The sequence below is a fragment of the Acidovorax sp. LjRoot66 genome (assembly GCF_964253305.1).
Classification (GTDB): Bacteria; Pseudomonadota; Gammaproteobacteria; order Burkholderiales; family Burkholderiaceae_C; genus Acidovorax.
The window spans coordinates 4861050-4887030 of the sequence record NZ_CAXUQU020000001.1 but is presented as its reverse complement, the minus strand read 5'-3'; the positions used below and the strand labels follow the sequence as shown (position 1 = coordinate 4887030).

Annotated in this window: 22 protein-coding genes, 1 tRNA gene and 1 pseudogene; 12 read left to right on the top strand and 12 right to left on the bottom strand. The window is 68.0% G+C overall.

Annotation, left to right across the window (positions count from 1 at the left end; genetic code table 11):
* Positions 1–4: 4 nt before the first annotated feature.
* The 5 genes from ACSQ3Y_RS22955 (at position 5) to ACSQ3Y_RS22935 (ending at position 5107) form a co-directional block, all read left to right on the top strand.
* A complete protein-coding gene (locus ACSQ3Y_RS22955; protein WP_436178993.1) occupies positions 5–1396 on the top strand; it encodes an FAD-binding oxidoreductase in 1392 nt (463 codons plus the stop codon).
* Complete coding sequence (locus ACSQ3Y_RS22950; protein WP_057203815.1) at positions 1393–2526, top strand: histidinol-phosphate transaminase; 1134 nt, start codon at positions 1393–1395, stop codon at positions 2524–2526. The genes ACSQ3Y_RS22955 and ACSQ3Y_RS22950 overlap by 4 nt, the downstream gene beginning before the upstream one ends.
* Positions 2523–3908, top strand: coding sequence for a formimidoylglutamate deiminase (locus ACSQ3Y_RS22945; RefSeq protein WP_436178992.1), 1386 nt, complete (start codon positions 2523–2525; stop codon positions 3906–3908). The genes ACSQ3Y_RS22950 and ACSQ3Y_RS22945 overlap by 4 nt, the downstream gene beginning before the upstream one ends.
* A gap of 34 nt (positions 3909–3942) precedes the next feature.
* The gene (gene hutG, locus ACSQ3Y_RS22940; RefSeq protein WP_436178991.1) at positions 3943–4761 is read left to right on the top strand and encodes an N-formylglutamate deformylase; all 819 of its coding nucleotides are present in this window, start codon (positions 3943–3945) and stop codon (positions 4759–4761) included.
* 136 nt (positions 4762–4897) lie between these two features.
* Positions 4898–5107 (top strand): hypothetical protein, encoded by a 210-nt coding sequence (locus ACSQ3Y_RS22935; protein ID WP_057203812.1) that lies wholly within the window; start codon positions 4898–4900, stop codon positions 5105–5107.
* A gap of 88 nt (positions 5108–5195) precedes the next feature.
* Here the strand turns inward: ACSQ3Y_RS22935 and asd are convergent, their stop codons facing one another.
* From asd to ACSQ3Y_RS22895, 8 genes are all read right to left on the bottom strand, one after another.
* Positions 5196–6047, bottom strand: coding sequence for an archaetidylserine decarboxylase (asd, locus tag ACSQ3Y_RS22930; protein WP_057203811.1), 852 nt, complete (start codon positions 6045–6047; stop codon positions 5196–5198).
* A gap of 52 nt (positions 6048–6099) precedes the next feature.
* The gene (locus ACSQ3Y_RS22925; protein ID WP_057203810.1) at positions 6100–7314 is read right to left on the bottom strand and encodes a hypothetical protein; all 1215 of its coding nucleotides are present in this window, start codon (positions 7312–7314) and stop codon (positions 6100–6102) included.
* An 82-nt stretch (positions 7315–7396) separates the two neighbouring features.
* Positions 7397–8122 (bottom strand): ABC transporter ATP-binding protein, encoded by a 726-nt coding sequence (locus ACSQ3Y_RS22920; protein WP_057269697.1) that lies wholly within the window; start codon positions 8120–8122, stop codon positions 7397–7399.
* 1 nt (position 8123) lies between these two features.
* Positions 8124–8903, bottom strand: coding sequence for an ABC transporter ATP-binding protein (locus tag ACSQ3Y_RS22915; RefSeq protein ID WP_436178990.1), 780 nt, complete (start codon positions 8901–8903; stop codon positions 8124–8126).
* The gene (locus tag ACSQ3Y_RS22910) at positions 8896–9888 is read right to left on the bottom strand and encodes a branched-chain amino acid ABC transporter permease (RefSeq protein ID WP_436178989.1); all 993 of its coding nucleotides are present in this window, start codon (positions 9886–9888) and stop codon (positions 8896–8898) included. The genes ACSQ3Y_RS22915 and ACSQ3Y_RS22910 overlap by 8 nt, the downstream gene beginning before the upstream one ends.
* A 46-nt stretch (positions 9889–9934) precedes the next feature.
* Positions 9935–10798, bottom strand: a complete 864-nt coding sequence (locus tag ACSQ3Y_RS22905) for a branched-chain amino acid ABC transporter permease (protein WP_057269699.1) — start codon at positions 10796–10798, stop codon at positions 9935–9937.
* Between the two features lie 27 nt (positions 10799–10825).
* Positions 10826–11464 (bottom strand): LysE family translocator, encoded by a 639-nt coding sequence (locus tag ACSQ3Y_RS22900; RefSeq protein ID WP_057203805.1) that lies wholly within the window; start codon positions 11462–11464, stop codon positions 10826–10828.
* A 155-nt stretch (positions 11465–11619) separates the two neighbouring features.
* Positions 11620–12807 carry an ABC transporter substrate-binding protein gene (locus tag ACSQ3Y_RS22895; protein WP_428000107.1) on the bottom strand — a complete coding sequence of 396 codons (1188 nt, stop codon included), beginning with the start codon at positions 12805–12807 and terminating at the stop codon, positions 11620–11622.
* 398 nt (positions 12808–13205) lie between these two features.
* Here ACSQ3Y_RS22895 and ACSQ3Y_RS22890 point away from each other — a divergent pair.
* The 6 genes and pseudogenes from ACSQ3Y_RS22890 to ACSQ3Y_RS22865 form a co-directional block, all read left to right on the top strand.
* Positions 13206–13322: pseudogene (locus tag ACSQ3Y_RS22890) on the top strand (CBS domain-containing protein); the annotation flags it as partial.
* 339 nt (positions 13323–13661) lie between these two features.
* A complete protein-coding gene (gene infA / locus ACSQ3Y_RS22885; RefSeq protein ID WP_007856902.1) occupies positions 13662–13910 on the top strand; it encodes a translation initiation factor IF-1 in 249 nt (82 codons plus the stop codon).
* A 239-nt stretch (positions 13911–14149) separates the two neighbouring features.
* Positions 14150–14226 (top strand) — tRNA-Pro (locus ACSQ3Y_RS22880).
* A gap of 402 nt (positions 14227–14628) precedes the next feature.
* A complete protein-coding gene (imuA, locus tag ACSQ3Y_RS22875) occupies positions 14629–15459 on the top strand; it encodes a translesion DNA synthesis-associated protein ImuA (RefSeq protein ID WP_436178988.1) in 831 nt (276 codons plus the stop codon).
* Positions 15419–16942, top strand: a complete 1524-nt coding sequence (locus ACSQ3Y_RS22870; protein WP_436178987.1) for a Y-family DNA polymerase — start codon at positions 15419–15421, stop codon at positions 16940–16942. The genes imuA and ACSQ3Y_RS22870 overlap by 41 nt, the downstream gene beginning before the upstream one ends.
* 12 nt (positions 16943–16954) lie before the next feature.
* The gene (locus ACSQ3Y_RS22865) at positions 16955–20218 is read left to right on the top strand and encodes an error-prone DNA polymerase (protein WP_436178986.1); all 3264 of its coding nucleotides are present in this window, start codon (positions 16955–16957) and stop codon (positions 20216–20218) included.
* Between the two features lie 80 nt (positions 20219–20298).
* On the opposite strand, the gene ACSQ3Y_RS22860 is transcribed toward ACSQ3Y_RS22865, so the two are convergent.
* The gene (locus tag ACSQ3Y_RS22860; protein WP_428000111.1) at positions 20299–20814 is read right to left on the bottom strand and encodes a M23 family metallopeptidase; all 516 of its coding nucleotides are present in this window, start codon (positions 20812–20814) and stop codon (positions 20299–20301) included.
* Positions 20815–20908: 94 nt separating this feature from the next.
* Complete coding sequence (locus tag ACSQ3Y_RS22855) at positions 20909–23302, bottom strand: AsmA family protein (protein WP_436178985.1); 2394 nt, start codon at positions 23300–23302, stop codon at positions 20909–20911.
* A gap of 269 nt (positions 23303–23571) precedes the next feature.
* On the opposite strand from ACSQ3Y_RS22855, the gene ACSQ3Y_RS22850 reads away from it, so the two are divergent.
* Positions 23572–24483, top strand: coding sequence for an RluA family pseudouridine synthase (locus ACSQ3Y_RS22850; RefSeq protein ID WP_436178984.1), 912 nt, complete (start codon positions 23572–23574; stop codon positions 24481–24483).
* On the opposite strand, the gene ACSQ3Y_RS22845 is transcribed toward ACSQ3Y_RS22850, so the two are convergent.
* Together ACSQ3Y_RS22845 and ACSQ3Y_RS22840 are read right to left on the bottom strand one after the other, a co-directional pair.
* Positions 24484–25164 carry a GntR family transcriptional regulator gene (locus ACSQ3Y_RS22845; RefSeq protein WP_436178983.1) on the bottom strand — a complete coding sequence of 227 codons (681 nt, stop codon included), beginning with the start codon at positions 25162–25164 and terminating at the stop codon, positions 24484–24486.
* A gap of 50 nt (positions 25165–25214) precedes the next feature.
* Entirely contained in the window at positions 25215–25979 is a 765-nt protein-coding gene (locus ACSQ3Y_RS22840) for a glutathione S-transferase family protein (RefSeq protein ID WP_436178982.1), read from the bottom strand.
* Positions 25980–25981 lie beyond the last annotated feature (2 nt).

Here is a 25981-nt window from a genome sequence, read left to right as displayed (position 1 = left end):
GCCCATGGCTACCCACAGCGAATTCCTGGCAGCGCTGGTCGATGCGCTCGGCGCCGACCGCGTGCAGGTGGGCGCTGCCGTGCCCCCGCGCCACCACACCGACTGGAGCGGCACCGCCCCCGTGCCACCGCTGGCGCTGGTGCGCCCGCGCAGCACAGAGGAGGTCTCGGCCCTGCTGCGCCTGTGCCATGCCCACCGCGTGCCCGTGGTGCCGCAGGGCGGCCTCACGGGGCTGGCCGGGGCGGCCGTGCCCTGTGCGGGCGGGGTGGCGCTGTCGCTGGACCGCATGAACGCCATCGAGGTGGTGGATGCACGCTCTGCCACGCTCACCGTGCAGGCCGGCGCCACCGTGCAGGCGGTGCAGGAGGCCGCGCTCGCCGTGGGCCTGCAGTTCGGCGTGGACTTCGGTGCGCGCGGTTCGGCCCAGGTGGGCGGGGCCGTGTCCACCAATGCTGGCGGCAACGGCGTGCTGCAGCACGGCATGGTGCGCGAGCAGGTGCTGGGCCTGGAGGTGGTGCTGGCCGACGGCACGCTGCTGCCCATGCTGCGGCCCATGCTCAAGAACAACACGGGCTACGACCTCAAGCAGTGGTTCATCGGCGCCGAGGGCACGCTGGGCGTGGTCACGCGCGCGCTGCTGCGCCTGCGGCCGCTGCCGCGCGCCAAGGCGACCGCGCTGGTGGCCTTGTCTGATTTCGATGCGGCGCTGGCGCTGCTGGCCCGGCTGCAGGGGCGCTTTCCGGGTGCGCTGTCGGCCTTCGAGCTCATGTGGCGCGATTTCGTCGAGGCCTCGCTGCGCTGGCAGACGCTGCGCGAGCCGTTCGAGGCGCCGCACCCGTTTGCTGCGCTCATCGACGTCGGCGGCCAGGACGAAGCCGGCCTGCGCGACGCGCTGGAAGAAGTGTTGGGCGAGGCCATGGAGGCCGGTGAGGCCATCGATGCCGCCATCGCCCAGTCGCAGTCCCAGGCGCAAGCCTTGTGGAAGATCCGCGAGGCCACGGCAGAGCTGCCCGCGCACATGCACCCCCCGATCAACTTCGACGTGAGCCTGCCGCAGGCCGACATCGGCCGGTTTGCGCAGGAATGCCGCACCGCGCTGTCTGCACGCTGGCCCGGGCATCTCACGGTGTTCTTCGGCCATATCGGCGATGGCAACCTGCACCTGTCCACCGACGCCTCCACCGTGGGCGGTGACGAGGCTGCGGTCGAGGCACTGGTGTACGCCCAGGTGGCGGCCTTTGGCGGCAGCGTCTCGGCCGAGCATGGCATCGGCCTGCACAAGAAGCCCTACCTCCACGCCAGCCGCACCCCGGCGGAGCTGGCCGCCATGCGCGCCATCAAGCAGGCGCTGGACCCCCTCCATCTCATGAACCCCGGCAAGGTATTCGACCTATGAACGCTGCTGCATCTGCCACCCTGGCCTTGGCCCGCCCCGAGGTGCCCCCGCTGCCCGCCTACAACGCCGGCCTGTCGTCCGATGCCGTGCGCCAGCGCTACGGCGTGACCGAGATCGCGCGCCTGGCCAGCAACGAGAACCCCTTTGGCGCCAGCCCCGCCGTGGCGCGCGCGCTGGTGGGCCTGGCGGCGCGCGTGGGCACCTACCCCGATGCGAACTGCACGGCGCTGCGCGCCGCCATCGCGGCGCGCAGGGGTGTGGCGCCCGAGGGCATCGTCGTCGGCAATGGCTCCGAAGACATTCTGCAGATGCTGTGCCAGGCCTTTCTGTCGCAGGGTGATCACGTGCTCACCCAACGCCCGGCCTTCGGCCTGCACGAGATATACCCGCGCATGATGGGTGCGCAGGTCGAGCTGCTGGCGCTCACGCCCGAACTCGGCTTCGACGTGGATGCCTGGTGCGAAGCGCTGGCGCGCGGCCCCAAGATCGCCATGCTGGCCAACCCCTCCAACCCCGTGGGCTGCATGTTCACGGCGCAGGAATTCGAGCGCCTGCTGGCGTCCACGCCCGCGCACACCCTGCTCGTGGTGGACGAGGCGTACTACGAGTACGCCTGCCATGCGCCCGACTACCCCGATGTACTCGCCTTGCTGCGCACCCGCGCTGCGCCGTGGATCCTGCTGCGCACCTTCTCCAAGGCCTGGGGCCTGGCGGGTCTGCGCGTGGGCTATGGCCTGGCCAGCGACGCGGCCCTGGTGCAATTGCTCGACCGCGTGCGCACCCCGTTCAACGTGAACCATGCGGCCCAGGCTGCGGCACTGGCCGCCTGGGGCGACGAGGCCTTCATGCGCCAGAGCGTGGCCGAGACCGTGCGCCTGCGCGGAGTGTTGCTGGGGCGCCTGCAGGCCTTGGCGGGCGTTCGCATTGCGCCTTCGGCCACCAACTTCCTGTTCCTGGACATCGGCCGGCCCAATGGCCCGGTGAACGAGGCTCTGCTGGCCCGGGGCCTCATCGTCAAGCCCTGGAAGGAGCCGGGTTTCGAGACATTCATCCGCGTCTCGGTGGGCACCGAGGCCGAGAACGAGCGCTTTGCGCAGGCGCTGGCAGACATTTTGGGGGCGGCTGCATGAGCACTAATACGCTGTTTGTCGAACACGCACTGCTGCCCGGCGGCTGGGCCCGCGACGTGCTGCTGCAGTGGGACGCCACGGGCCGGCTGCAGTCCGTGACACCGGGCAGTGCGGCCGGCGCCGCACCGCGTGCGCTGGGGCCTGTGGTGCCAGGCATGCCCAACCTGCATTCGCACGCCTTCCAGCGCGCCTTCGCGGGCCTCACCGAGTACCGCGGAGAAAGCCAGGACAGCTTCTGGAGCTGGCGCAACCTGATGTACCGCTTTGCGGCGCAGATCACGCCCGAGTCGCTGGAGGCCATTGCCACCTGGCTCTACGTGGAGATGCTGGAGGCCGGTTACACCTCGGTTTGCGAATTCCACTACGTGCACCACGACCAGGACGGCCGGCCCTATGCCGACGATGCCACGCTGTCGCTCGCGCTGCTGCGCGCGGCGCGCAATGCGGGCATCGGCATCACGCTGCTGCCGGTGCTCTACCAGACCAGCGGCTTTGGCGCCAGGCCACCGCGTGCGGACCAGGCACGCTTCATCCGCAGCACCGACAACATGCTGGCTCTGCTGGAGCGCCTTGCGCCCCTGGCGAAGGCGCAGGGTGCTGGCCTGGGCCTGGCACCGCACTCGCTGCGCGCCGTGCCGCCCGACAGCCTGGCTGCCGCCGTGCAGGGCCTCACCGCCATCGATGCCCACGCCCCCATCCACATCCACATCGCCGAGCAGACCCAGGAGGTGGACGACTGCGTGGCCTGGAGCGGCCAGCGCCCCGTGCAGTGGCTGCTGGAGCACATGGCCGTGGACGCGCGCTGGTGCTTGGTGCACGCCACGCACATGACACCGCAGGAGTATGCCGATGCCGCGCGCAGCGGTGCCGTGGCCGGCATCTGCCCCACCACCGAGGCCAACCTGGGCGACGGCATCTTCGACATGCCGCAGTGGCTGGGCCATGGCGGTGCCTGGGGCGTGGGCTCGGACAGCCATGCCTGCGTGAACGCGGCCGAGGAATTGCTGATGCTGGAGTACAGCCAGCGCCTGTCGCTGCGCCAGCGCAATGTGCTGGCAAGCGCGGTGCAGCCCCAGGTGGCCACGGCCATGTGGCTCGCGTCCGTGCAGGGCGGGGCGCAGGCATCGGGCCGCCCTGTGGCGGGCCTGGCCGTGGGCCAGCAGGCCGATTTTGCGGTGCTGGACCCGTCGCACATTGCGCTGGCCGGGTTGCCGGTCGAGGCCATGCTCTCGGCCCATGTGTTCGGCAGCCACCGTACCAGTGCGCTGCACGGCCTGTGGGCCGGCGGCGTACAGCGTGTGTCCGCCGGCCGGCATGCCCTGCATGAGAGTGCGGCTGCTGCCTTTGCCCAGGCCCGTGCTGCAACCATCGCGCCACAATGAAGAACTCTGAAAAGCGTCCCTTGAAACCCACGCCATGACCGTCACCACCCAACCCGCCTTCACCTTCCACCAGGGCACCGCGCCGCTGCTGATTTCCATGCCGCATGTGGGCACCTACGTGCCACCGGCCATCGCCGCGCGCTTCACCGACGAATGCCGCCAGGTGCCCGACACCGACTGGCACCTGGAGCGCCTGTACGATTTTGCGAAAGGCATGGGCGCATCCATCCTCGCGGCCACGCATTCGCGCTACGTGGTGGACCTGAACCGCCCGCCCGATGGGGCCAGCCTCTACCCGGGCCAGAGCGTTACCGGCCTGTGCCCGGTGGACACCTTCGACGACACGCCCATCTACACCCGGAGCGACGTGCCCGACGACACCGAAGTGGCCGAGCGCCGCGATGCCATCTGGGCGCCGTACCACGCGCAGCTGCGCGCCGAACTCGATCGCATCCGTGCTGCCCATGGCGTGGCCGTGCTGTGGGATGCGCATTCGATCCGCTCGGTGCTGCCGCGCTTCTTCGAAGGCAAGCTGCCCGACCTGAACCTGGGCACGGCCAATGGCGAGAGCTGCGACCCAGCGCTGGCGCAGGAGCTGCTGGCCATTGCGCAGGCCGCACCCGGCTACGCCGCCGTGCTCAACGGCCGCTTCAAGGGCGGACACATCACGCGCCACTACGGCCAGCCCGCGCAGAACGTGCATGCGGTGCAGCTGGAGATGACGCAGTGCAGCTACATGCAGGAAGCCCTGCCTTTCGACTACCTGCCCGAGGTGGCGGCCGGCGTGCAGCCGCACCTGAAACGCATGCTCGAAGCCGCTCTGGCCTTTGCCCAGGCGCGGGCCAAAGGCTGAGGCCGCACAGGCTTTACCGTCGCTGCGGCCGTTGGGCCGGGGCTATCGGTGCTATCGGTGCTAGTATGGGCCGAGCGGTCCTCGCAGGGCCGCAGGTGCGCCCCTTGGCCACCATTGCGGAAGGAGCCGCACCCTCGTGGACCCAGCGGCCTATTACTACATGCCCTTGTTCAAGCCCGGCGCCTTCGTGCACCTGGGGTTGAGCCGCGAGACGGTGAGCCACATCGTGGTGCGCCGCGACGCCATGATGGTCTACCTTGTGGGGCACGAATCGCCTGTGCATCCCGATGCACTTCGGCTGGCGCCCACGGCCTTCCATCTCGCGCGCGTTCCAGACAGGATCTGAAAAGCACTGCCCGGATTGCTTTGCGTCCCGGTGCAGCCGCAGGAGGCGGCAGCTCTGGGGGCAAGCCAGGCACGCCTGCGCGGAGGCATTATTCCATTGGGTACTGCGCCATGGCCTCGCCCAGGCGCACGGGACGCGCCGGAGCCCATTCGGCGTTGAACTGGAACGGCCCCTTGGGGAACAGCATCACCACGGTGGAGCCGAGCAGGAAACGGCCCATTTCCTCGCCCTTTTGCAGCGACACCTGGCCGGCCGGGTAGTCCCAGTGGCGCAGCACGCCGGTGCGCGGCGGGTTCACCTGGCCATGCCAGACGGTGGCCATGCTGCCCACGATGGTCGCGCCCACCAGCACCAGCACGAAGGGCCCGTGCGCCGAATCGAAGAAGCACACCACGCGCTCGTTGCGCGCGAACAGGCCGGGCACGCCGCGCGCCGTGGTCGGGTTCACCGAAAACAGGTCGCCGGGCACATGCACCATGCGCGTGAGCTGGCCTGCGCAGGGCATGTGGATGCGGTGGTAATCGCGCGGGCTCAGGTACAGGGTGGCGAAGTAGCCATCGTCAAAGCGCGCAGCCAGCGACGAATCGCCGCCCACCAGTGCCGTGGTGGAGTACGAATGGCCCTTGGCCTGGAAGATCTGGTCCTTCTGGATGGGGCCGAACTGGCTGATGGCACCGTCCACGGGGCAGACCAGGTCGGCATCGGCCAGGGGTCGCGCGCCGGGCTGCAGGGCCCTGGTGAAGAAGTCGTTGAACGAGGCATAGGCCGCGATGTCCGGATTGGCCGCCTCCGCCATGTTCACCTGGTAGTGGGACACGAAGCCGCGGATGACTGCGGTGGTCAGTCCCCCCAGGCGGGCCGAGGCGAATTTTCCCGCCAGGGCGGTCATGGCCTGCTTGGGCATCAGGTACTGGGGGAGAACGGCGAGGCTGTCAGACACTGTGGGAACATCCTTGGAAAGGGGTGCGGGCCATTCTACTGATGGCGGGCGCTCAAAAATGTAGGTATGCAGCCTGTTGTGCGGGCTGTGTTGGCCAAGTAGCGGGGCGCGGTGCCCAGTCCTCGGATGCCTGCACCAGGGCGCCGACGAAACTGCCCAGGTCGATGCCCAGTGCGCTGGCCGCAGCCTCGGCGCCTGCATCGCCGCGGCGGGCGCTGGTTGCGAACCGGCTGAATGCGGGCCAGTCGCGCGCCAACTGCTCTACCGCGATGCGGGCGAGGTCATACGACAGCGCGTTGCCATCGTCCGTGCGGTGGAACGAGTCGCCCGACCAGAACTCCTGCACGCGCTCGGCATTCCAGAATGCCAGGTGGCGCTGGTGCATGGCCTGCGGCGTCTGGGCAGGGCGGCGCGCGCCTGTCAGGCGGTGCTCGGTGTTCACGGCCAAGCCTTCATCGAGCCAGGTGGGCAGGCGCAGGTACGACAGGGCGCTGTGCGTGAGCTCGTGCGCGATCACGGGCTCGATGGTGGACAGGTCGGCCTGCACCACCACGAAGTGCGGGCAGCCGTTGTGGATGAACATGCCGCCGCTGAAGGCGAACTCCCCGCCATCGGGGTAGAACTGGCCCACGTAGTGGTAGTAGAGCTCTTCGCTCTCGAGCACCAGCAGCACGCTTTTCTCGCCTGGGTTGAAGCGGGCCACGCCATCGAGCACGCGCGCGATGCGCTGGCGCGTTTTGGTGACGTAGCCCGCCATGGCCTGTGCCACTGGCGGCTCCAGAGGGGACAGGATGTGCACGTCCGCGCTCTCGTGCAGGTGCATGTGCGGGCCAATCGCATCGCGCAGGTGCAGCAGCCAGGCGCGGCGGCCCAGGGCGATGGCCTCTGTGGTGGCTTCGGGGGTGGGGGCTTGTCCGGCCCAGTGGTCGAGTGCCTGCCAGTCCATCAGGGGCAGGCCGGCGGGGGCGCTCAGGTGGTCCCGCACGGTGAAGGGTTCGAGGCCGGCCATGCGCAGCACCTGCGGCGCCGGGGGCTGTTCGCCGCCCTGGACCGGCAAGGCCAATGCTGCAGGCCGTGAATCCTCTGGCGGCGCAAACTGGTAGCGCGCCATGAACGCGCCGAGGAAGGGCAGGATCCAGATGCCCATCACCATCAGCGCCTTGCGGTTGCCGAACTCGTGGCTGCGCAGCACGCGCCGCGTGGCCCAGACGTTGGTCAGCACCAGGGCGGCAAGGAGCAACAGGAAGACGGCGAGGGCAGGGGACATGGACAGCTTGGCGGGGCGGGTGGACCGCCGGATGCTAAGGCAAGACGAGACGGGTCCCGCGCACCGGGAGAGGGCGGTTGTGTCAAACGCCCAGGTGCTGCTCCAGCAACTGCGGCTGGGAGCACAGGGTCTCTGAGCTGCCCTCGAACACCACCTGGCCCTTGACCAGGATGACGTTGCGGTCGGTGATCTGGGTGACGTGCTTCCAGTTCTTGTCGACGATCACGCTGCTGATGCCGCTGGCCTTGATGAGGCTGCAGATGCGCCAGATCTCGCGCGCGATCAGCGGGGCCAGGCCCTCGGTGGCCTCGTCGAGGATGAGCACGTCGGGATTCGTCATCAGCGCGCGGCCGATGGTCAGCATCTGCTGCTCGCCGCCGCTGAGCTGCTGTCCGCCGTGGCCCAGGCGCTCCTTGAGGCGCGGAAAGGTCTCCAGCACGCGCTCGTAGGTCCAGTCGCGCTGGCCGCGCGTGCCGGCGCGGGCGGCCATCTGCAGATTTTCGACCACGCTCAGGTTGCCGAAGATGCCGCGCCCCTCGGGCACATAGGCGATCCCCAAGCGTGCCACCTCGTAGGGTGGTCGGCCCGTGGTGTCGTGCCCGGCCACGGCCACGCTGCCCGAGCGCGGCTTCACGAGGCCCATGAGCGACTTGAGCAGCGTGCTCTTGCCCATGCCGTTGCGGCCCATGAGGCCGATGGTCTCGGCCTGGCCCACGGTGAAGTCCACCCCGTGCAGGATGTGGCTGGCGCCGTAGAAGGTGTTGAGGCCCCGGGCCTCGATGAGGGGCGTGTTTTGCTGCGGTGCCATGTCAGTGTTCCTCACCCAGGTAGGCGGCCTGCACGTTGGCGTCGGCGCGCACTTCGGGCGGCGTGCCGCTGGCGATGGCCTCGCCGTTGACCATCACCGTCAGATGGTCGGCCAGTGCGAACACGGCATCCATGTCGTGCTCCACCAGCATCATCGCGTGGCCCGGCTTGATGCGCAGCAGCAGCTGCACCATGCGCTCGGCCTCGGCCACGCCCATGCCGGCCAGGGGCTCGTCGAGCAGCAGCACCTGGGGTTCGGTGGCCAGGGTCATGGCGATCTCGAGCTGGCGCTGCTCGCCGTGGCTCATGGTGCCGGCCACGGCATCGCGCCGCGCCTGCAGGCCCGCCAGTTCGATGGCCCGGTCCACACGCTCGCTGCTGGCGCGGTTGTGCGGGCCCTGGTCGCGCGTGTCACGCCACCAGCGCAGCGGGTTCCAGGGTTGCTGCGGGTCGCGCGACTGGGCGGCCAGGCGCACGTTCTCGTGCACGGTGAAGGGCAGAAAGATGTTGGTCTTTTGGTAGCTGCGGCCCAGACCCTGGCGCGAGATGCGCTCGGGCGCCCAACCTGTTACCTCGGTGGCGCCCAGCCGTATCTGGCCGGCCGTTGGGGGCAGGTCGCCCGAGAGCAGGTTGGTCAGCGTGGACTTGCCTGCGCCGTTGGGCCCGATCACCGCATGGATGCGGCCGCGCCACAGGTCCACCGAGACGCCGTTGACGGCAGCCAAGCCGCCAAAGCGTTTGGTGATCTTGTGGGCCGACAGCAGGACTTCGTGTTCAGCCATGGTCCGTGCCTCCCTTGGCAGCGCGCAGGCGCACCAGCATGCCCAGCAGCCCGCGCGGCGCCACCAGCACCACCAGCACGATGAAGCTGCCCATGAGCAGTTGCCAGTGCTTGGTGATGTCCTTGAACACATGCAGCAGGTACTCGAACGCGAAGGCGCCGACGATGGCCCCCGCGAAGTTGCCCATGCCGCCGAGGATGACCATCATGATGGCGTGCGCGCTCATGTGAAAGCCCATGAGCTCGGGGTTCACATAGCCTGTCTGCGCGCCCCACAGGTAGCCCGCCAGGCCCGCCAGGGCCCCGGCCACGGTGAAGGCCGTGAGCTTGTAGCCCTGGGTGGAAAAGCCCATGGCACGCATGCGGTGCTCGTTGACGCGGATGCCCGCCAGCGCCCGGCCCAGGTGGCTCCACAGCAGCCGGCGCAGCCCCACGTAGACCAGCACCACCAGCGCCAGAGTGAAGTAGTAGAAGGTGCGCCGCCCTTCGAGGTCGAACAGCAGCCAGCCGAACACCGAGGCATCAGGGCGCAGGTTGATGTAGATGCCGTCCGAGCCGCCCAGGATCTTGTTGTCGAAGAACAGGTAGAACACCATCTGCGCGAACGCCATGGTCACCATGATGAAGTAGATGCCGTGCGTGCGCACCACGAAGAAGCCGATGAACAGCGCCACCAGGGCCGAGCCCGCCACGGCCGCCGGCAGCGACCACCACAGGCTCACCGGGGCATCGGCCGGGGTCAGGAAGGCCAGCGCATAGCCTGCCACGCCGAAGTAGGCCGCGTGGCCCAGCGAGACCAGGCCGGTTACGCCCTGCAGCAGATCGAGGCTCATCGCGAAGATGGCCATGATCATCATGCGCGTGACCATCTGTACATAGAAGTCGCTGCCCACGAACGGAAAGGCCAGCAGCGCGACGAGGCCGAGCACGAGCACGAACTGCACGCTGCGCGGCAGCACCTCCAGGTTGGTGCGGGGTGTGCTCATGCGGGCCTCCGGGGCGCTGGCAGGGCAAGGATCACAGGAACGACTGTCATTGTTTGAAAAGACCTTCGGGTTTCCACAGCAGCACGGCCGCCATCAGCATGTAGACCAGCATGCCGGCCACGGAGGGCAGCAGCACCTTGCCGAAGGTGTCCACCAGGCCCACCAGCAGCGCAGAGATCAGGGCCCCGCGCACCGAGCCGATTCCGCCGATGACCACCACCACGAAGCACATGATCAGGACCGAGGAGCCCATGTTGGGGTAGACGCTGGAGACGGGGGCTGCCACCATGCCGGCCATGGCCGCCAGGCCCACGCCCAGCGCGAACACGATGGCGTGGATGAGCTTGATGTTCACGCCCAGCGACTCGGCCATGTCGCGGTTGAAGGCACCGGCGCGGATCTTCATGCCCAGGCGGGTCTTGGAGATCAGCAGGTACAGGCCGATGGCCAGCACGATGCACACGCCCGAGATGAACAGGCGGTACACCGGGTAGGAAAGGGTGTCGGTGAGCGGGATCGACCAGTCCAGCAGCTTCGGGATGGCCACTCCGTGCACATCGTCGCCCCAGAGGATGGAGCGCAGCTCCTCGAAGATGTAGATCAGCCCGAAGGTGAGCAGCACCTGGTCCAGGTGGTCGCGGTGGTAGAAGTGGCGAAACAGCAGCCACTCGAGCGCCAGCCCGAAGGCCACGGCCAGCACCGCACCGCCCAGGATGGCCAGCGTGAGGCTGCCGAAATACCCCGACAGCGAGTACGCCAGGTAGGCACCCAGCATGTAGAAACTGCCGTGCGCCAGGTTCACCACGCCCATGATCCCGAAGATCAGCGTGAGGCCGGCCGCCAGCATGAACAGCAAGAGGCCGTACTGCACGCCGTTGAGCAACTGGATCAGGAAGGTAGCGAAGTCCATGGCGTGCGGCAGGTGGATGTAGCGGGGTCAGGCCGCGCGGCGCGTGGCCAGCAGCAGCGAGCCCATCAGGGTGAACAGGCCACCCGAGACGCGGTTGAACCAGCGCATGCGGTTGCCCGAGCGCAGGGCTGGGGCCAGCCGGGCCACGCCCAAGGCGCACAGCGTGAGCACCGTGAACTCGAACGCGACGAAGGTGGCGGCCAGGATGGCGAACTGCGGCGCAAAGGACAGCGTGGGGTTCAGGAACTGCGGAAAGAAGGCCGTGAAGAACAGGATGGCCTTGGGGTTGCTGCCGCCCACGATCAGGCCCTGCAGGTACAGCCGGTGCGCGGGCACGGCGGGTGCCGCAGTGGCGCCCTCGGGCATCTGGTCGAACACGCTGCCCTGGCTGCGGAAGGTCTTGATACCGAGCCAGATCAGGTAGGCAGCGCCCGCTGCCTTGAGCACCCAGAACGCGGTCTCGGACGCGGCCAGCAGCGCGCCCAGGCCCAGGGCCGACAGCAGCATGGTGCCGAGCACGGCCGTCACACTGCCGGCGGCCGCCACGACGGCCTTGCGCGGGCCGTGCTGCAGCGAGGCGGTCATGCACATGAGCATGGTCGGGCCGGGCGAGAGCACCAGCAGGGCCACGGCGGCCAGGTAGAGCAGGTAGGTACTGAGGGTCATGGAAGAGGGTGATCCAAGGGGGTGGCCGCAAAGTCCGGGCGCACGGAGGACTGGCCTGCCGAGTTGGCAGGCGCTGCCATTGTGTCAAAACCCGCAGGGCCAGCGCTCCGCACGGCAGGCCGAGGCCCGCCGCTGCGCCAGGTGTGCGGTGGTGCTTAGGCCATGCGGCAGCCGGCGCCGCTGTCGGACAGGGCTTTTGCCGCAATGCCGACGACCTTGTTTTCCTTGTTCTCGACCACGCGCAGGTAGATGTCCTGCACCGGGTTGTGGGCCTTGCTCATGGTCCACTTGCCGCGCGGGCTGTCGATCACGGCGCTCTCGAGCGCCTTGTACAGCGCGGGCTTGGCGGCCAGGTCGCCCTTGACGGCGTTGGCACCCTGCACCAGCAGCAGGCCGGTGTCGTAGCCCTGCACGGCATACACATCGGGCTGGCTGCGGAAGGCCTTGGCGTATTCCAGGCGGAACTGCTTGTTGCGCGGCGTGTCCAGCGAGTCGCTGTAGTGCATGGTGGTGATGATGCCGTCGGCTGCGGGGCCGGCCGCATCGAGCACGCCTTCGGTCAGGAAGCCCGAGCCGTACAGCGGAATCTTGTCCTTGAGGCCGGCGGCCGCGTAGTCCTTGATGAACTTGGCCGCACCGCCACCGGCGAAGAAGCAGGCCACGGCATCGGGCTTGAGGGCCGCGATCTCGGTCAGCAGCGCCTGGAACTCCACGTTCGGGAAGGGCAGGCCCAGCTCCTTGACGATGGTGCCGCCGGCTGCGGTGTAGCTCTGCTTGAAGCCTTCGAAGGCTTCCTCGCCTGCGGCGTACTTCCAGGTGATCCACACGGCCTTCTTGTGGCCCTTGTCCACCATCGCCTTGCCCAGGGCCAGCGTGGGCTGGGAGTTGCTGAACGAGGTGCGGAACACGTTGGGCGCGCACAGCCCCCGGGTGGCGGCATGCACGCCGGCGTTGGGGATCAGGTTGAGCACACCGGTGTCGCGCGCCACCTTCTGGATGCCCATCTGCACGCCGGAGTGCACGGTGCCGATCAGCACGTCCACCTTGTCGCGCTGCACCAGCTTGCTGGCGTTTTCCACGCCCTTGCTGGGCTCGGACTCATCGTCCACCTTGAACCACTCGATCTCGCGCCCGCCGAGCTTGCCACCCTGCTGGTCGATGGCCATGCGCACGCCGTTCTCGATGGCCACGCCCAGTTGGGCGAAGGTGCCGGTATAGGGGAGCATGAAACCCACGCGCACCTTGCCGCTCTGGGCGCGCACGATGGAGGGCAGCAGCAGGCCGGTGGATGCGGCGCCGACGAGGGCTGCGCTGCGGCTGATGACAAGGCGGCGAGTGGTCATGGGGAGTGTCTCCTTTGTTTAGGCTTAAAGTAATTTAACCCCAAGCCCCTGTGTGAAAACCTATGGCTTACCCGTACCGGCGCTGGCTGCTGGTGTCCTTCATGGGCTCACGGGCGTGTTCCGTGAGGCTTGTTTTCGGGCCATCCATGGCGAAAACAGGTGTGAAGTAAACTGCATTCAATGCGGTGTACATGCAGTATAGAGCATGTTTTCTTGGCCATGTGCAGCGGTTTGAGGGGTTGCGATAGGTAGTTTCGAGCATAGTGCCCACCTTTTCCCACCCTGGCAGCAGCGAGCGCCATTTCTGCTCGGCCGCGCTGGCATCGATGGTCGCGAGCACCTGCGCTTCAGGTGCTGGACGTGAGCCGCGCCGACCTGGAAGGCCTGCTGCGGCTGGCGGGCACCACCACATCCCCATCGTCGTCGAGGGCGGGCACCTTGTGGGCATCATCCCCCAGACCGATCTGGTGCGCGCCCTGGCGGTGGCCGTGCAGGGCCAGGATCCGGCTGCTTGAAGGGGCTCTGGTGCCGTCCCGCGACACTGCTGCGCCCATGCCATAGGCAAGCCCGGGTACATCGCGGTACAATCGACAGGCTATGCACAGCGCTCTGCCTGTCCATTGATACGGATTTGCCTTTAACCGTGTAGCGTCGTTGCTGGCTACACGGTCAAATGCAAATCCGTATGAAGCCGTCTCCCCGGCCCTCTGCCTGATCTGCGCCCCGGGTGCAGCGACTCCCACCGCCCGCAATGCACCGTGTGTCGAGCCCGACCACGCTGCATAGGCCGTGGTGGATGCCCCAGCGTTCAGGCCGATCACCAGATTTTTTGATTTTTGAAAAGACAAGAGAACATGGCCAAAGAAGAACTGATTGAAATGCAAGGCTCCGTGACCGAAGTGCTGCCCGACTCGCGCTTTCGCGTGACGCTGGACAACGGTCACCAGCTGATTGCCTACACCGGCGGCAAGATGCGCAAGCACCACATCCGCATCCTGGCGGGTGACAAGGTCTCCCTGGAGATGTCGCCTTACGACCTCTCCAAGGGCCGCATCACCTTCCGCCACCTGGCTGGCCGCGGCCCAGGTCCGTCGAGCCGCTGATTGCAGGCCGCCACGTGGCCACGATGTGGCCGCACTGGTGCTTGCTGGCTGGTTCGCCGTTGTATTTTCCCCTTGGTTGTTGATTGATTGAGTTTCCCCCATCGCCGCAGTTTGCATCGCCCTGGATGCATGACAGCACTGCCGATGGAACCCTGGTCCGGTGCAGTCGCTGCAAAAAATTCAAAAAAAGCGCGCATTTGGTCAGAACCCGAAATTTCCCGGGTTAGAATACGAGCTGTCGGAGCGTAGCGCAGCCTGGTAGCGCATCTGCTTTGGGAGCAGAGGGTCGCGAGTTCGAATCCCGCCGCTCCGACCATTATTGGCAAGGCCTGCAGAAGCAATTCTGCAGGCCTTTTGTCATTTCCGGGCCACCATTGCACGCAAGCGTGTTCGCGCTGACGCTGCAAGCGAGGGTGCAACGGCTTGCCATTGCTTATCTCCCCCGCATCATCCTTTCCCCCGAGTTTTCTGCCGTGGTGGGCCATGAAGCCCGCGCAGCCTGGGCCAGAGTTCTGGCGGGTGCCAATGACCTGCAGGAATGCTCTGAAAAGCCACCATGCGACCCGTAATCGGGTACGATAACTGTATGAAAATACAGTATTTGGCTTTGATCCCGGGCGCCATGCACAGGCATGCCCTGTCCAGGGCCCTGGCGCGTCCGCAGCGGTTTTCCGCCGTCGCCTGACCTTGCACATGCCCACCCTCGGTTGCTCTGTCCATGTCCGCCGTTCCCCTCCGTTCCCTGACTGCCAGCGCACCGCCGCGTCTGGCAGGCGTGTGGCTGGCCGACCAGTTGGGTACAGCGGCCATGGCGCGGGTGCAGGCCACGGGGCATGCCGGGCTCGATGCGCAGTTGCCTGGTGGTGGCTGGCCTGTGGGCGCCATGACCGAGGTGCTGCAGCCGGCGGCGGGCCTGCATGTGTGGCAACTGGTGCTGCCAGCCTTGGCCCAGGCCACGGCCGCGCGGCCGGGGGCCGTGGTGCTGGTGGCGCCGCCCTATGAACCGTTTGCACCGGCCCTGCGTGCGGGTGGGTTGGATGCGGCGCGGCTGTGCCGCGTGCAGACCACCTCTGCAGCGCAGGCCCTGTGGGCGGCAGAGCAGGCGCTGCGCTGCCGCGACGTGCAGGCGGTGCTGGCCTGGCTGCCCCAGGCGGCACCCGAATCGCTGAGGCGGCTGCAGCTGGCGGCTGCGCAGATGGGGCAGCTGCTGTGGGTGTTCCGCCCGGCCAGGGCGCGCCAGCAGGCCTCTCCCGCGCCGCTGCGGTTGTGGGTCGAGGCCGTCGATGGCTCGGGTGGCGCGCAGATGCAGGTGCAGGTGCTCAAGCGCCGTGGGCCGCCCATGGAGCAACCCCTGGCGCTGCCTGCCAGCCATGCGGCGCTGGCCCGGGTGCTGGCCGCGTCGGCAGCACGCGGGGAGGGGCGGCGCGCCCCACAGCAGCCAGCCCGGCCTGCCGTGGTGCTGCCATTGGCGGCGTGGCGGGATCGCCTGCCAGTAGGAGGTGTGCAGCATGCACTGGATCGCATGGCCGTTGCCGCCAACCCCCACTGACAGCCATACCGACCCTGGCGTGGCATTGCTGTCGGCCACAGCCGGGCCGCGCCAGCCCTTGCCGCAGGCCCCGCATGCGCTCTGGTGGGCGCTGCAGTTCACGCCGCGCGTGGCGAGCGTGGAGGGCGAGGCTTTGTTGCTGGAGGTCTCGGCCACCGAACGCCTGTGGGGCGGGCGCGAGGCACTGTTGGCACAACTGCAGCTGCGCAGCCCGCCATGGTCCGCCGAACCGCCCGCGGCAACGGGCAACCCATCGCATGGACCTGTGCCGCAGGAATGCCCTGCCGCCAGATGCCCAACCCCTTTTGCCGAGGCGCCCACCTCGCTGCAGGCCCTGGCCCTGCTGCGCCTGCAGCTGGCAGGCCAGCCCCTGCCCAGGCACCTGCCCGATGGCCTGCCGCTGCATACCCTGACGGCGCTGCACCCGCACCTGCCCAGCCTGGCACGCATGGGCTGCCGCACCTGGGGCGCCTTGCGCGCGCTGCCGCGCGACGGCGTGGCCCGGCGTCTGGGCGCGGCCGTGCTGCTGGCGCTGGACCGGGCTTACGGCCATATCGCCCACAACCACGCCTGGGTGGAGTTGCCCGAGCGTTTCGAGTTGACGGCCGAGCTGCCCGCGCTCGCCACCTCGGCCGACGCCTTGCTGTGGTCCGCCAGCCGCCTGCTGTCGGCCCTGCAGGCTTGGCTGCAGGCGCGCCAGCAGGGCGTTCTGGCGCTGGAGCTGGCCTGGCGGCACGACCTGCGCCGGGTCGATGGCGTGCTCATTGCCCCCTGGCATGCACTGCCCGTGCGCACCGCCCAGCCCACGCACGAGCTGGCCCACCTGCGCCGCCTGCTGGCCGAGAACCTGGCGCGCACGCCCCTGGCTGCGCCGGCCAACCAGATCACGCTGCGCGCGCTGGAGACCGCGCCCTTGCACCATGCCAGCGCCCACCTGCTGCCGCCCGACGGATCGTCGGCCGCCGGTGACCAGGAGGGCGAGGCCTGGCACCAGTTGGTCGAGCGCCTCTCGGCCCGCCTGGGGGCCGGGCAGGTGCAGTCCGTCACCCTGCTCGCAGACCACCGGCCCGAATGCATGCAGCGCTGGCAGCCCATGGCGAGCACGGCGTCAGGGACCGCTGTGGCCAAGGTGCTGCACGCAGCGCATGCGCCCGAGGCCGTGCTGTGGCCCACCTGGCTGCTGCGCACCCCGCAGCGCCTGGACATGCGGGGCCACCGGCCGTGCTACCAGGGCCCGCTGAGCCTGCTGGCCGGGCCGCACCGCTTCGATGCCGCCTGGTGGGAGGAGGGGGCCTGCGCCCAACCAACAGGTGAGAACGATGGCAGCCAGCCTCCGGAAAGCCGCAGCGGACTGGTGCAGCGCGACTACTTCGTGGCCCTGAGCCCTGTGGCCGGACGCGTCTGGATCTTTCGCGAACGGCTGGCGCATGCGCCTGCGGGGGCGTCGCGCGACCGCTGGTTCCTGCAAGGCCTGTATGCGTGATGGAAACCCACCATGACCCATACCCTTCCTGATCGCCCACCAGTCAGTCCCGCCGCACCGCTGGCCTTGCCGGACTATGCCGAGCTGCACTGCATCTCCAACTTCAGCTTCCAGCGCGGCGCCTCGCAGCCCCAGGATCTGGTGGCGCGCGCGGCCGAGCTGGGTTACCGGGCCCTGGCGCTGACCGACGAATGCTCGGTGGCCGGCGTGGTACGGGCCCATGGCCCGGCCAAGGCGCTGGGCCTGCAGTTCATACCGGGCAGCGAGTTCGTATACCCCGGCTTTCGGCTGGTGGCGCTGCCGCGCAACATCGAGGGCTGGGGCAATCTGTGCGAGTTCATCAGCGCCGCGCGGCGCACCGCGCCCAAGGGCACCTACGAGCTGGGGCCGGTGTCCGACGTGGCCCAGCTGCAGCACTGCGAGCTGCTGCTCATGCCCGACCGCAGCGTGCAGCATGCGATGGACACCGCTGCACTGCTGGCCTGTGTGGAACAGGCGCAGGCGAGCTTCGGCCAGCGCTTCTGGCTGGGGGTGGAGCTGCTGCTCGGGCCCGACGACGACCTGTGGCTGGCCACCTTGCAGCAGGTGTCGCGCCAGACCGGTGTGCCCCTGGTGGCTGCGGGCGACGTGCACATGCACCTGCGCTCGCACAAGCCGCTGCAGGACGTGATCACCGCCGTGCGCCAGGGCTGCACCGTGGCCGAATGCGGCTTTGCGCTGCAGCCCAATGCCGAACGCCACCTGCGCCAGCGCGTGCGCCTGGCCGGCATCTACCCGCCCGAGCTGCTCGCGGCCACGCTGGAGATTGCGGCGCGCTGCACCTTCAGCCTCGACGAGATCAAGTACCAGTACCCGCTGGAGGCTGTGCCTGAGGGGATGACGCCTGCGGAGGGCCTGGCCTGGCTGACCTGGGAGGGCGCGCGCAGCCGCTACCCGCAAGGCGTGCCGGACAAGGTGGTGGCGCAGATATTGCGCGAGCTCGCGCTGATCGCCGACTGCAAGTACGAGATGTACTTCCTCACCGTGCACGACATCGTGCGCTTTGCGCGCGGCGAGGGCATCCTGTGCCAAGGCCGCGGCTCTGCCGCCAACTCCGCCGTGTGCTACTGCCTGGGCATTACCGAGGTGGACCCCGAGCGCACCAAGCTGCTGTTCGAGCGCTTCATCAGCAAGGAGCGCAAGGAGCCACCCGATATCGACGTGGACTTCGAGCACAACCGACGCGAAGAGGTCATCCAGTACGTCTACACCAAGTACGGCCGCGACCGTGCCGCCATTGCCGCCGTGGTCACCAGCTACCGCACCCGCAGCGTGCTGCGCGACGTGGGCAAGGCCCTGGGCGTGCCTGCGGCGCTGGTCGATTCGTTTGCCAAGGAGCACCACTGGTTCGACGAAGAATTCGCTGCGCACCGCCTGCAGGAGATGGCGCAGGACATGGGCGAACCCATCAGCCTGCATACCGCCGAGTTGTGGCTGCAGTTGTCGGTGCAGCTCAAGGGCTTTCCGCGCCACCTGAGCCAGCATGTGGGGGGTTTCGTGCTCACGCAGGGGTTGCTCACGCGCATCGTGCCGGTAGAGAACGCCGCCATGGTCGACCGCTCCATCATCCAGTGGGACAAGGACGACCTGGACGACATGGGCCTCATGAAGGTGGATGTGCTGGCCCTGGGCATGCTCAGCGCGCTGCGCCGCTGCCTGAACCTGCGCGCCGACCTGCGCGGCGAGCGCTGGTCGCTGGCCCAGGTGCCGGCCGAAGACCCTGCCACCTACAACATGATCTGCGCCGCCGACACCGTGGGCGTGTTCCAGATTGAAAGCCGCGCCCAGATGAGCATGCTGCCGCGCCTGCGGCCAAAGGTGTTCTACGACCTGGTGGTGGAGGTCGCCATCGTGCGGCCGGGGCCCATCCAGGGCGGCATGGTGCATCCTTACCTGCAGGCACGCGAAAAGCAGCGCAAGGGCGAGCCCTTGAAGCTGGAGAGTGAAGAGCTCGGTGAGGCATTGGAGCGCACGCTGGGCATTCCCATCTTCCAGGAGCAGGTGATGCAGATCGCGATGATCGCCGCCAAATTTTCCGCATCGGAGGCCGATGCGCTGCGCCGGTCCATGGCCGCATGGAAACGCACGGGCGGGGTACACCATTTCGAGAAGCGGCTGATCGACGGCATGGTGGACAACGGGTACAAGCTGGATTTCGCCCAGCGCGTCTTCAAGCAGATGCTGGGTTTCGGCGAATATGGTTTCCCCGAAAGCCATGCCTACAGCTTTGCCCTGCTGGCCTACAGCAGCAGCTGGCTCAAATGCCACGAGCCCGCCTGCTTCCTGGCGGCGCTGCTCAACTCGCTGCCCATGGGCTTCTACACCGCCTCGCAACTGGTGCAGGATGCACGGCGCCATGGCGTGCGCGTGCTGCCCATCGACGTGACCTGCAGCGACTGCGATTGCACGCTGGAGGGCACGCCCGAAATGCTGCAGCCCGCCAAGGGTCTGCCCGCACCACCGCTGCCCCAGCCCGCGGTGCGCCTGGGCCTGCGCCTGGTGGGCAGCCTGGAGACAGCCGCGGCAGAACGCTTGGTCGAGGCCCGTGTGCAGGACGGCCCCTTTGCCAGTACCGAAGACCTGGCCCTGCGCGCCCGCCTGACCCATCAGGACATGCAGGTGCTGGCTGCGGCCGATGCGCTGGCCCGCCTGTCGGGCCACCGGCGCCAGCAGATGTGGGATGCTTCGGCCCAGCACACCGCACCCGCCCTGCTGCGCGATGTGCCGGTGCACGAGGCCCCGCTGCAGCTGCCCGAGGCGCCCGAGGGCGAGGAGATCCTGTTCGACTATGCGGCCACCGGCCTCACCTTGCGCCGCCACCCGCTGGCGCTGCTGCGCAACCGGCTCGCGCGCTGGCGCCTGCTCACGGCGCTGCAACTGCGCAATGTGCCCGATGGCCGGCAGGTGCGCGCCTGCGGCATCGTCACCGTGCGCCAGCGGCCGGGCTCGGCCAAGGGCACCATGTTCGTCACGCTGGAGGACGAGACCGGCCCCGTCAACGTCATCGTCTGGCCAGCGATGGTGGAGCAGTGGCGCGATGCCATCCTGCGCTCACGCCTGCTGGCCGTGCAGGGGGTGTGGCAGTGCAGCCGGCATGGGGAGGATGAAGAAAAAGGGAAAGGCGTCGCGGGAGAGGCCTTCGTGGTGCGCCACCTGGTGGCCCAGCGCTTCAAGGACCTGACCCCGCTGCTGGGCCGCATGGCCGGGGCACTCGATGGCAGCCGGGACTTCCATTGAGACGGATTTGCCTTTGACCGTCTAGCGTCGTTGGTTCGCCTTGCCATACGATCAAATGCAAATCCGTATGAGCGCTGCAGCTACTGCCCTTTCAGATAAGCGCCCGGGTCCATGAAAAAGGCCTTCTTGGTCCCCTGGGTCGCCCCATCGATCTTCCACGGCGCGGGCAGCAGCCGCACGATGGAGTAGTGCAGGTGCGGCGGCTTGCCCTGGGCATTGCCGCTGGCGCCCACGGTGCCGATGGGGCTGCCCGACGCCACCGGCGCCAGCGCATGGGTGCTGATGCGGTCCAGGTGGGCGAAGTAATGAAGCCGCCAGCGGGGGCCGAGCACCAGCACCACCTTGCCGCCTTTGGCGATCTCACCGGTGAAGAGCACGATGCCGTCCGTGGTGCTGAGCACCGGCGTCCCCGTCTTGCCGAAGATGTCGATGCCCTTGTGCACGCCCGACGTGCCCCAGGGCTCGAACCAGAACGACTGGGCATTCCAGTCCTTCGTGGAGGCTCCGGCCACGGGGATGCGGATGCGTTCAGGGATGATCAGGCCCATGAGCAACAGCCCGAGCAGGGCCAGGCCCACGGATTGGAGAGTCTTCATGCAGGGGGGCGCACCGCATCGACCATGCAGCGCGCCGGCGGGCAAAAGGGAGGATTATTCCCGCATTGCGCCTGTCCAGTGACCGCAGGCTGGCTCAGCGCGCTGGTCGCTGCCGGCTGGCGGCATCCCGTGCGGGCTGCGATGCCGTGCCTGCAGCGCCCTCGGCACCAGGCTTCACAGGCTCCTTGGCCAGGTCCAGCAGCGGCTTGCAGTAGGTGTCGTCATCGGCGGCCGGCACGGTGACCGGTATCAGCGCCAGGGCCACCGGTGCCGCTACCGCCGCTACCACCGCAGCGCCCGCGCGCAGCAGCAGCGGTCCGGGTTCCACCCCTACATCCGGGTTGCCAAAGGTGCCCTTGACATACAGCGGGGTGCGCAGCGAGAAAAACTTCCACTCCAGCGACTCGGGCTTGATGCGCAGGTTCATCGCTTCCGTACCCAGATCAATGGTGCCGGTGGCCTCGATCACCGCGTCGTCGGTGCTCATCTTCACCACGCGCGTCTGCGCCAGGCCATCGACCACGGTGAAGTCGGCCACCGCGCAGCGCAGGCGTACCTCCTTGTCATCGCCGAACAGCTTGCCCACGATGATGCTGCCCACGTTCAGGGATGCCAGGTCCAGCATCTGCTTGCTCAGCGTGCCCTCGCGCACGTACAGGCGCGCCTCTCCCGTGCCCTTGCCCAGGAGGTCGGCCACGTTGTTGCCGCTGCTGCGCAGTGCCACGGCGCCATCCATGCGACCAAAGCTTTTTTTCATCAGTTCCACCTTGGGGAACAGTGCGGCCAGCTGAAGTCCTTCCACCTTGCCGCGTATCTGTGCCTTGAGGGGGGGCGTGCGGCCATCGATGATGACCTCTGATTCGATCTTGCCCTTGGCCACGCCAAAGGTCAGCGGCGCGAGCCTGAGTTGCGCGTTGTCCATCACCGCACGCAAGCTCAGGTCTTCCAGCGGCAGGCTTTCGGATCGGATGATGTGCTCTCCCTTGAACGCGATGTCCATGTCCATGGCACTCCAGCGCTCGGCCGCAAAGTTGGCGTCCGGCAGCACCTTGCCATCGGTCTTGCCACGGTGGGTGTTGCTGGCTTTGGCGGTACCCAACGCCGGTCCCAGGTCCGCCAGGCGCAACTGGCTGGATGTGACCCTGCCCGTGAGTTTGGGTCGCGGCTTGCCCGAGGTGTATTTCAGGTCGCCCTGCAGATCGCTCTGGCCCACCTTGCCCCGAAAGTCGCTGTAGCTCCACACGGCGCGTTCGGGTTCCAGGCTGCCGGTCAGGCGCCCGCGCGTTTCGAACGGCGGCGTGCTGGGCAGCACCAGGCCCGTTACCTCGTACAGGTCGGCCATGCTGTCGGCCTTGAGCATCACATCGAAGTCCATGCCGGACAGCGCCCCGGGATTGGCCAGGATGCCCTCGGCCGACAGTGCTGCGCTGCCCGCAGTGGCTTCGATCTGCAGCGGGTAGTTGACCACCTTGTCGCGCAGGCTGATCACCTGGCCAGCCCGGCCGCGGCCCTCAACCTGTGCCTTGGCAATGCGGCCCTGCAGCTCGAATTGCAGGCCATAGGGCACGGCCGTGCTGCTCGCACTGCTTTTGCTGGCTACCACATCGCGCGAAGCCGCAGCCTCGGCCGAGGAGGCCGCCGCCGACGCGGGAAGAATGGATGCCTTGGCCGCCTTCGCGCTGCCTGCCTGTGCCGGATCCACCGGCTCCGTGGTGTTCACCTGCGCCTGCAGGTCCACGTCCTTCTGGGCATCGGCATAGGCCAGCAGCCCCTGGTTGACCACCAGCCGGCCCACGTCAAAGGTCCAGCGGCTCTTGGGGGCGTCTTCGTCCTTGTGCTTGAAGGTCCAGTTGTTGCTGCCGTCCTTGGTGCGGGCAAGGGCGATCTCCGGATCGGTCAGAGCCACGGTATCGATGGCCAGGTGGCGCGAGAGCAGCGGCAGCAGGCTGACAGAAGCACTGACGCTGCCGATGCGGGCCATGGTCGCGGTGCCGGGCAGGGTAGCCGTGGTCAGCGGCGTGAATGCAGAAGCCGATCTTGCCGAGGCGGCACTGGCAGGGGCTCTGGCAGCGGTGGTGTCTTGTTCCTTGTCGCTCCCCTTGGCCTTGCCTTTCTGCTTGCCATCGCCGCTGAAAGGGGGCTCGAACCCTGCCGGGTTGTCCATCACCAGGCGCTCGGCCTTCACCGTCACGCCAGGTACCCAGCGGCGCCAGCCTTCTTCCAGCGGCTGCGGCCAGCGCCAGGCAGCCGACAGGTCGCCTTCGATCACGAAGCGCCGGCCCGTGGCCTCGCTGACCTTTTCATTGACCAAAGGCTTGTAGCGGTTCCAGTCCATCAGCGACAGCACCACGCCGATCAGGATGGCCAGGCCCACGAGCAGACCTGCCAGCACAAGCACCCACTTCACCGCCCGGTGCAAAGGCTTGCGGGCAGGGCGGCCGGCCGCCGGGGGCGGGGTGGGCATGTCGGTCGATGGCGTAGCGGGCATGGGGGGCAGGTGTCATCCAAAAGCGCGAAGATCGGAGCACTTGCTGCAGGCCAGCGGCCTGTTGGGTGCGGTTGGGCCGATGCTAGCCCGCAACGGCCCTGCCAGGTCGCCCGTGTAACCAACTGCAGCCCTTGTCCTACAGCCCTGGCGCGGCGCTGGCTGCGCGGGCCGTGGACGCCTTGCTGCTGCGGGCCTCCGCCTGGACGGCGTGAAAAGACTGGCGGCTGTAACGGGCCGGCGGTGGGGAAGGCCTTCTAGAATGCGCCACCATGCACAGCCCCCGCCATCATTTCGCCCCGCCCATGCGCGACGGCGTGGGTGCGAGTTGCGTGGTGCTGCCCACCCACGGGCAAGGCAGCATGCTCGACTTCCTGGCCGAGCGCCTGCCCGCGGTGGACCGCGCCGCATGGCAGGCCCGCATGCAGGCCGGCGACGTGGTGGACGAGCGCGGTGCCCCGGTCGAACCCGCCCGCCCCTTCGAAGGCGGGCTGCGCGTGTACTACTACCGCCACCTCGACGACGAGCCCGAAGTGCCGTTCACAGAAACCGTGCTCTACCAGGACGAGCACCTGCTCGTGGCCGACAAGCCGCACTTCATGCCCGTCACGCCCTCGGGCCGCTACCTGCAGCACACGCTGCTGGTGCGCCTCAAGCGCCGCCTGGGCCTGCCCGAACTGTCGCCCCTGCACCGCATCGACCGCGACACGGCCGGGCTGGTGCTGTTCTCGGTGCAGCAGCGCACGCGCGGCGCCTACCAGGCCCTGTTCCGTGACCGCACCATCACCAAGCACTACGAGGCGGTGGCGCCCTGGCGCGACGACCTGGTCTTTCCGCGCGAGCACCGAAGCCGCATGGAAGAAAGCCCCCAGTTCTTTCGCATGCACGAGGTGCCGGGCGAGCCCAACAGCCAAACCCACATGGAAGTATTGGAGAGGAGGGGCGACTGGGCGCTGTACCGTCTGTCGCCCATCACCGGCAAGCGCCACCAGCTGCGCGTGCACATGGCAGCGCTGGGTCTGCCCCTGCGCAACGACCCGTTCTACCCGGTGGTCAATGATCCGCCGGAGGGCGACTACTCGCGCCCGCTTCAGCTGCTGGCACGCTCGCTGGCATTCACCGATCCGCTCACGGGCGATGGCCGGCAATTCGCCAGCCGGCTGCAGCTCAATACACTGGATTGATCAGCCGCGCGGCACGCTGCCCCGGGCCACGGCATCAACGTAGACGTTGCCGCCGCTCGAGATGTGCCGGCACATATGGCGGTCGGCCGCATCTTCGTCACCATCGAGGATGGCCTTCATGATGTCCTTGTGCTCGGCCAGCGAGTTGCGCACCCGGTTGGGCCGGTCGAACAGCGAGCGCTGCGGGTGCCGCATGCGCAGGCGCATCTGGCGCAGCTGGCGCGACAGCACCTCGTTGAGGCTGCCGTCGTAGATGGTCTGGTGGAACCAGCGGTTGGCCTCTTCATAGGCCACGGAATCGTCCTTGGCGGCCGCGGTCTCGCAGGCCTGGAAGGAGGCCTGCAGGTCCCGGCGCAAGGCCGCCGGCATGCGCCGTGCCGACAGGCGCGCGGCCAGGCCTTCGAGCTCGGTGAGCATCTCCAGCATGGCCACGTACTCGGTCAGTGAAAGGGTCGCGACCACCGCGCCGTGGCGCGGCACCATCTCCACCAGGCCGGCGGTGGCCAACTGCTGGATGGCCTCGCGTGCCGGGGTGCGCGAGACCTCGAAGCGCTCCATCAGTTCCTGCTCGTCGATGCTGCAGCCGGCATAGAGCTTGCCGGAGATGATCTCTTCCTCCAGGGCCTCGCGGATCTTGTCGCTGAGGTTGACGCGGGGCGGTGTTGTGGTAGTGGTGGCCATGTTCGTAGAGGCCGAATGATAATGCGCGGGCGGCCGCATCTTGGCCTGGCTCAGGTGCTTATGGTGGCCGCGCGTTGCCGCTCCTGCAGCACATCGCCAAACAATTGCAGGCGCGCTGCGGCAAACGCCGGGCGCTGCTGCATGGCCTGCCACCAGCGGTGCACGAGCGGGTGGGAAGATTCGGCCAGGGCCGCGGGCTCGATCTCCGCAATGCGCGCGATGAAGGGCGCGGCGGCAATGTCCGCCAGCGAGTAATTTGCGCCCATCAGCCACGGCGAAGAGGGCGCCAGCATGCCTTCCATGCGGTCCACCAGCAGCAGCAGCTTGCGCAGGGCCTCGGCCTTTTCCTCCTCGGTATAGGGCTTGCGGGCAATGCGCACCCAGGCCTCGCGCCGCTCGGCGGTGGGGATGCGTGCCAGCTTGTCCTGCAGTTCCTGATCGCTCCACTGCTGTGCGGTGGACTGCAGCATCAGGCTCCAGTTCAGGATCAGCAGGTGGGGCAGCGACTTCTCGTCGGTCCAGCGCACGAAGTTGCGCATCTGTGCCAGTTCGTAAGGATCGGCGGGGCGCAGCGGGGGCTCTGGGGCAATGTCGTCCAGGTACTCGCAGAGGGTCGAGCTTTCGTGCAGGAAGCGGCCGGGCGATATTTCAAGCGCCGGCACCACCCCATTGGGGTTCATGGCCAGGAATTCGGGTGCGTGCTGTTCCTGTTTGCTCAGGTCCACGGCCACGCTCTCGTAGGGGATGTTCTTTTCGGCAAGGCACAGGCGCACGCGGCGCGAGGCGCTCGACAGCCAGGCATGGAAGAGTCTCATGG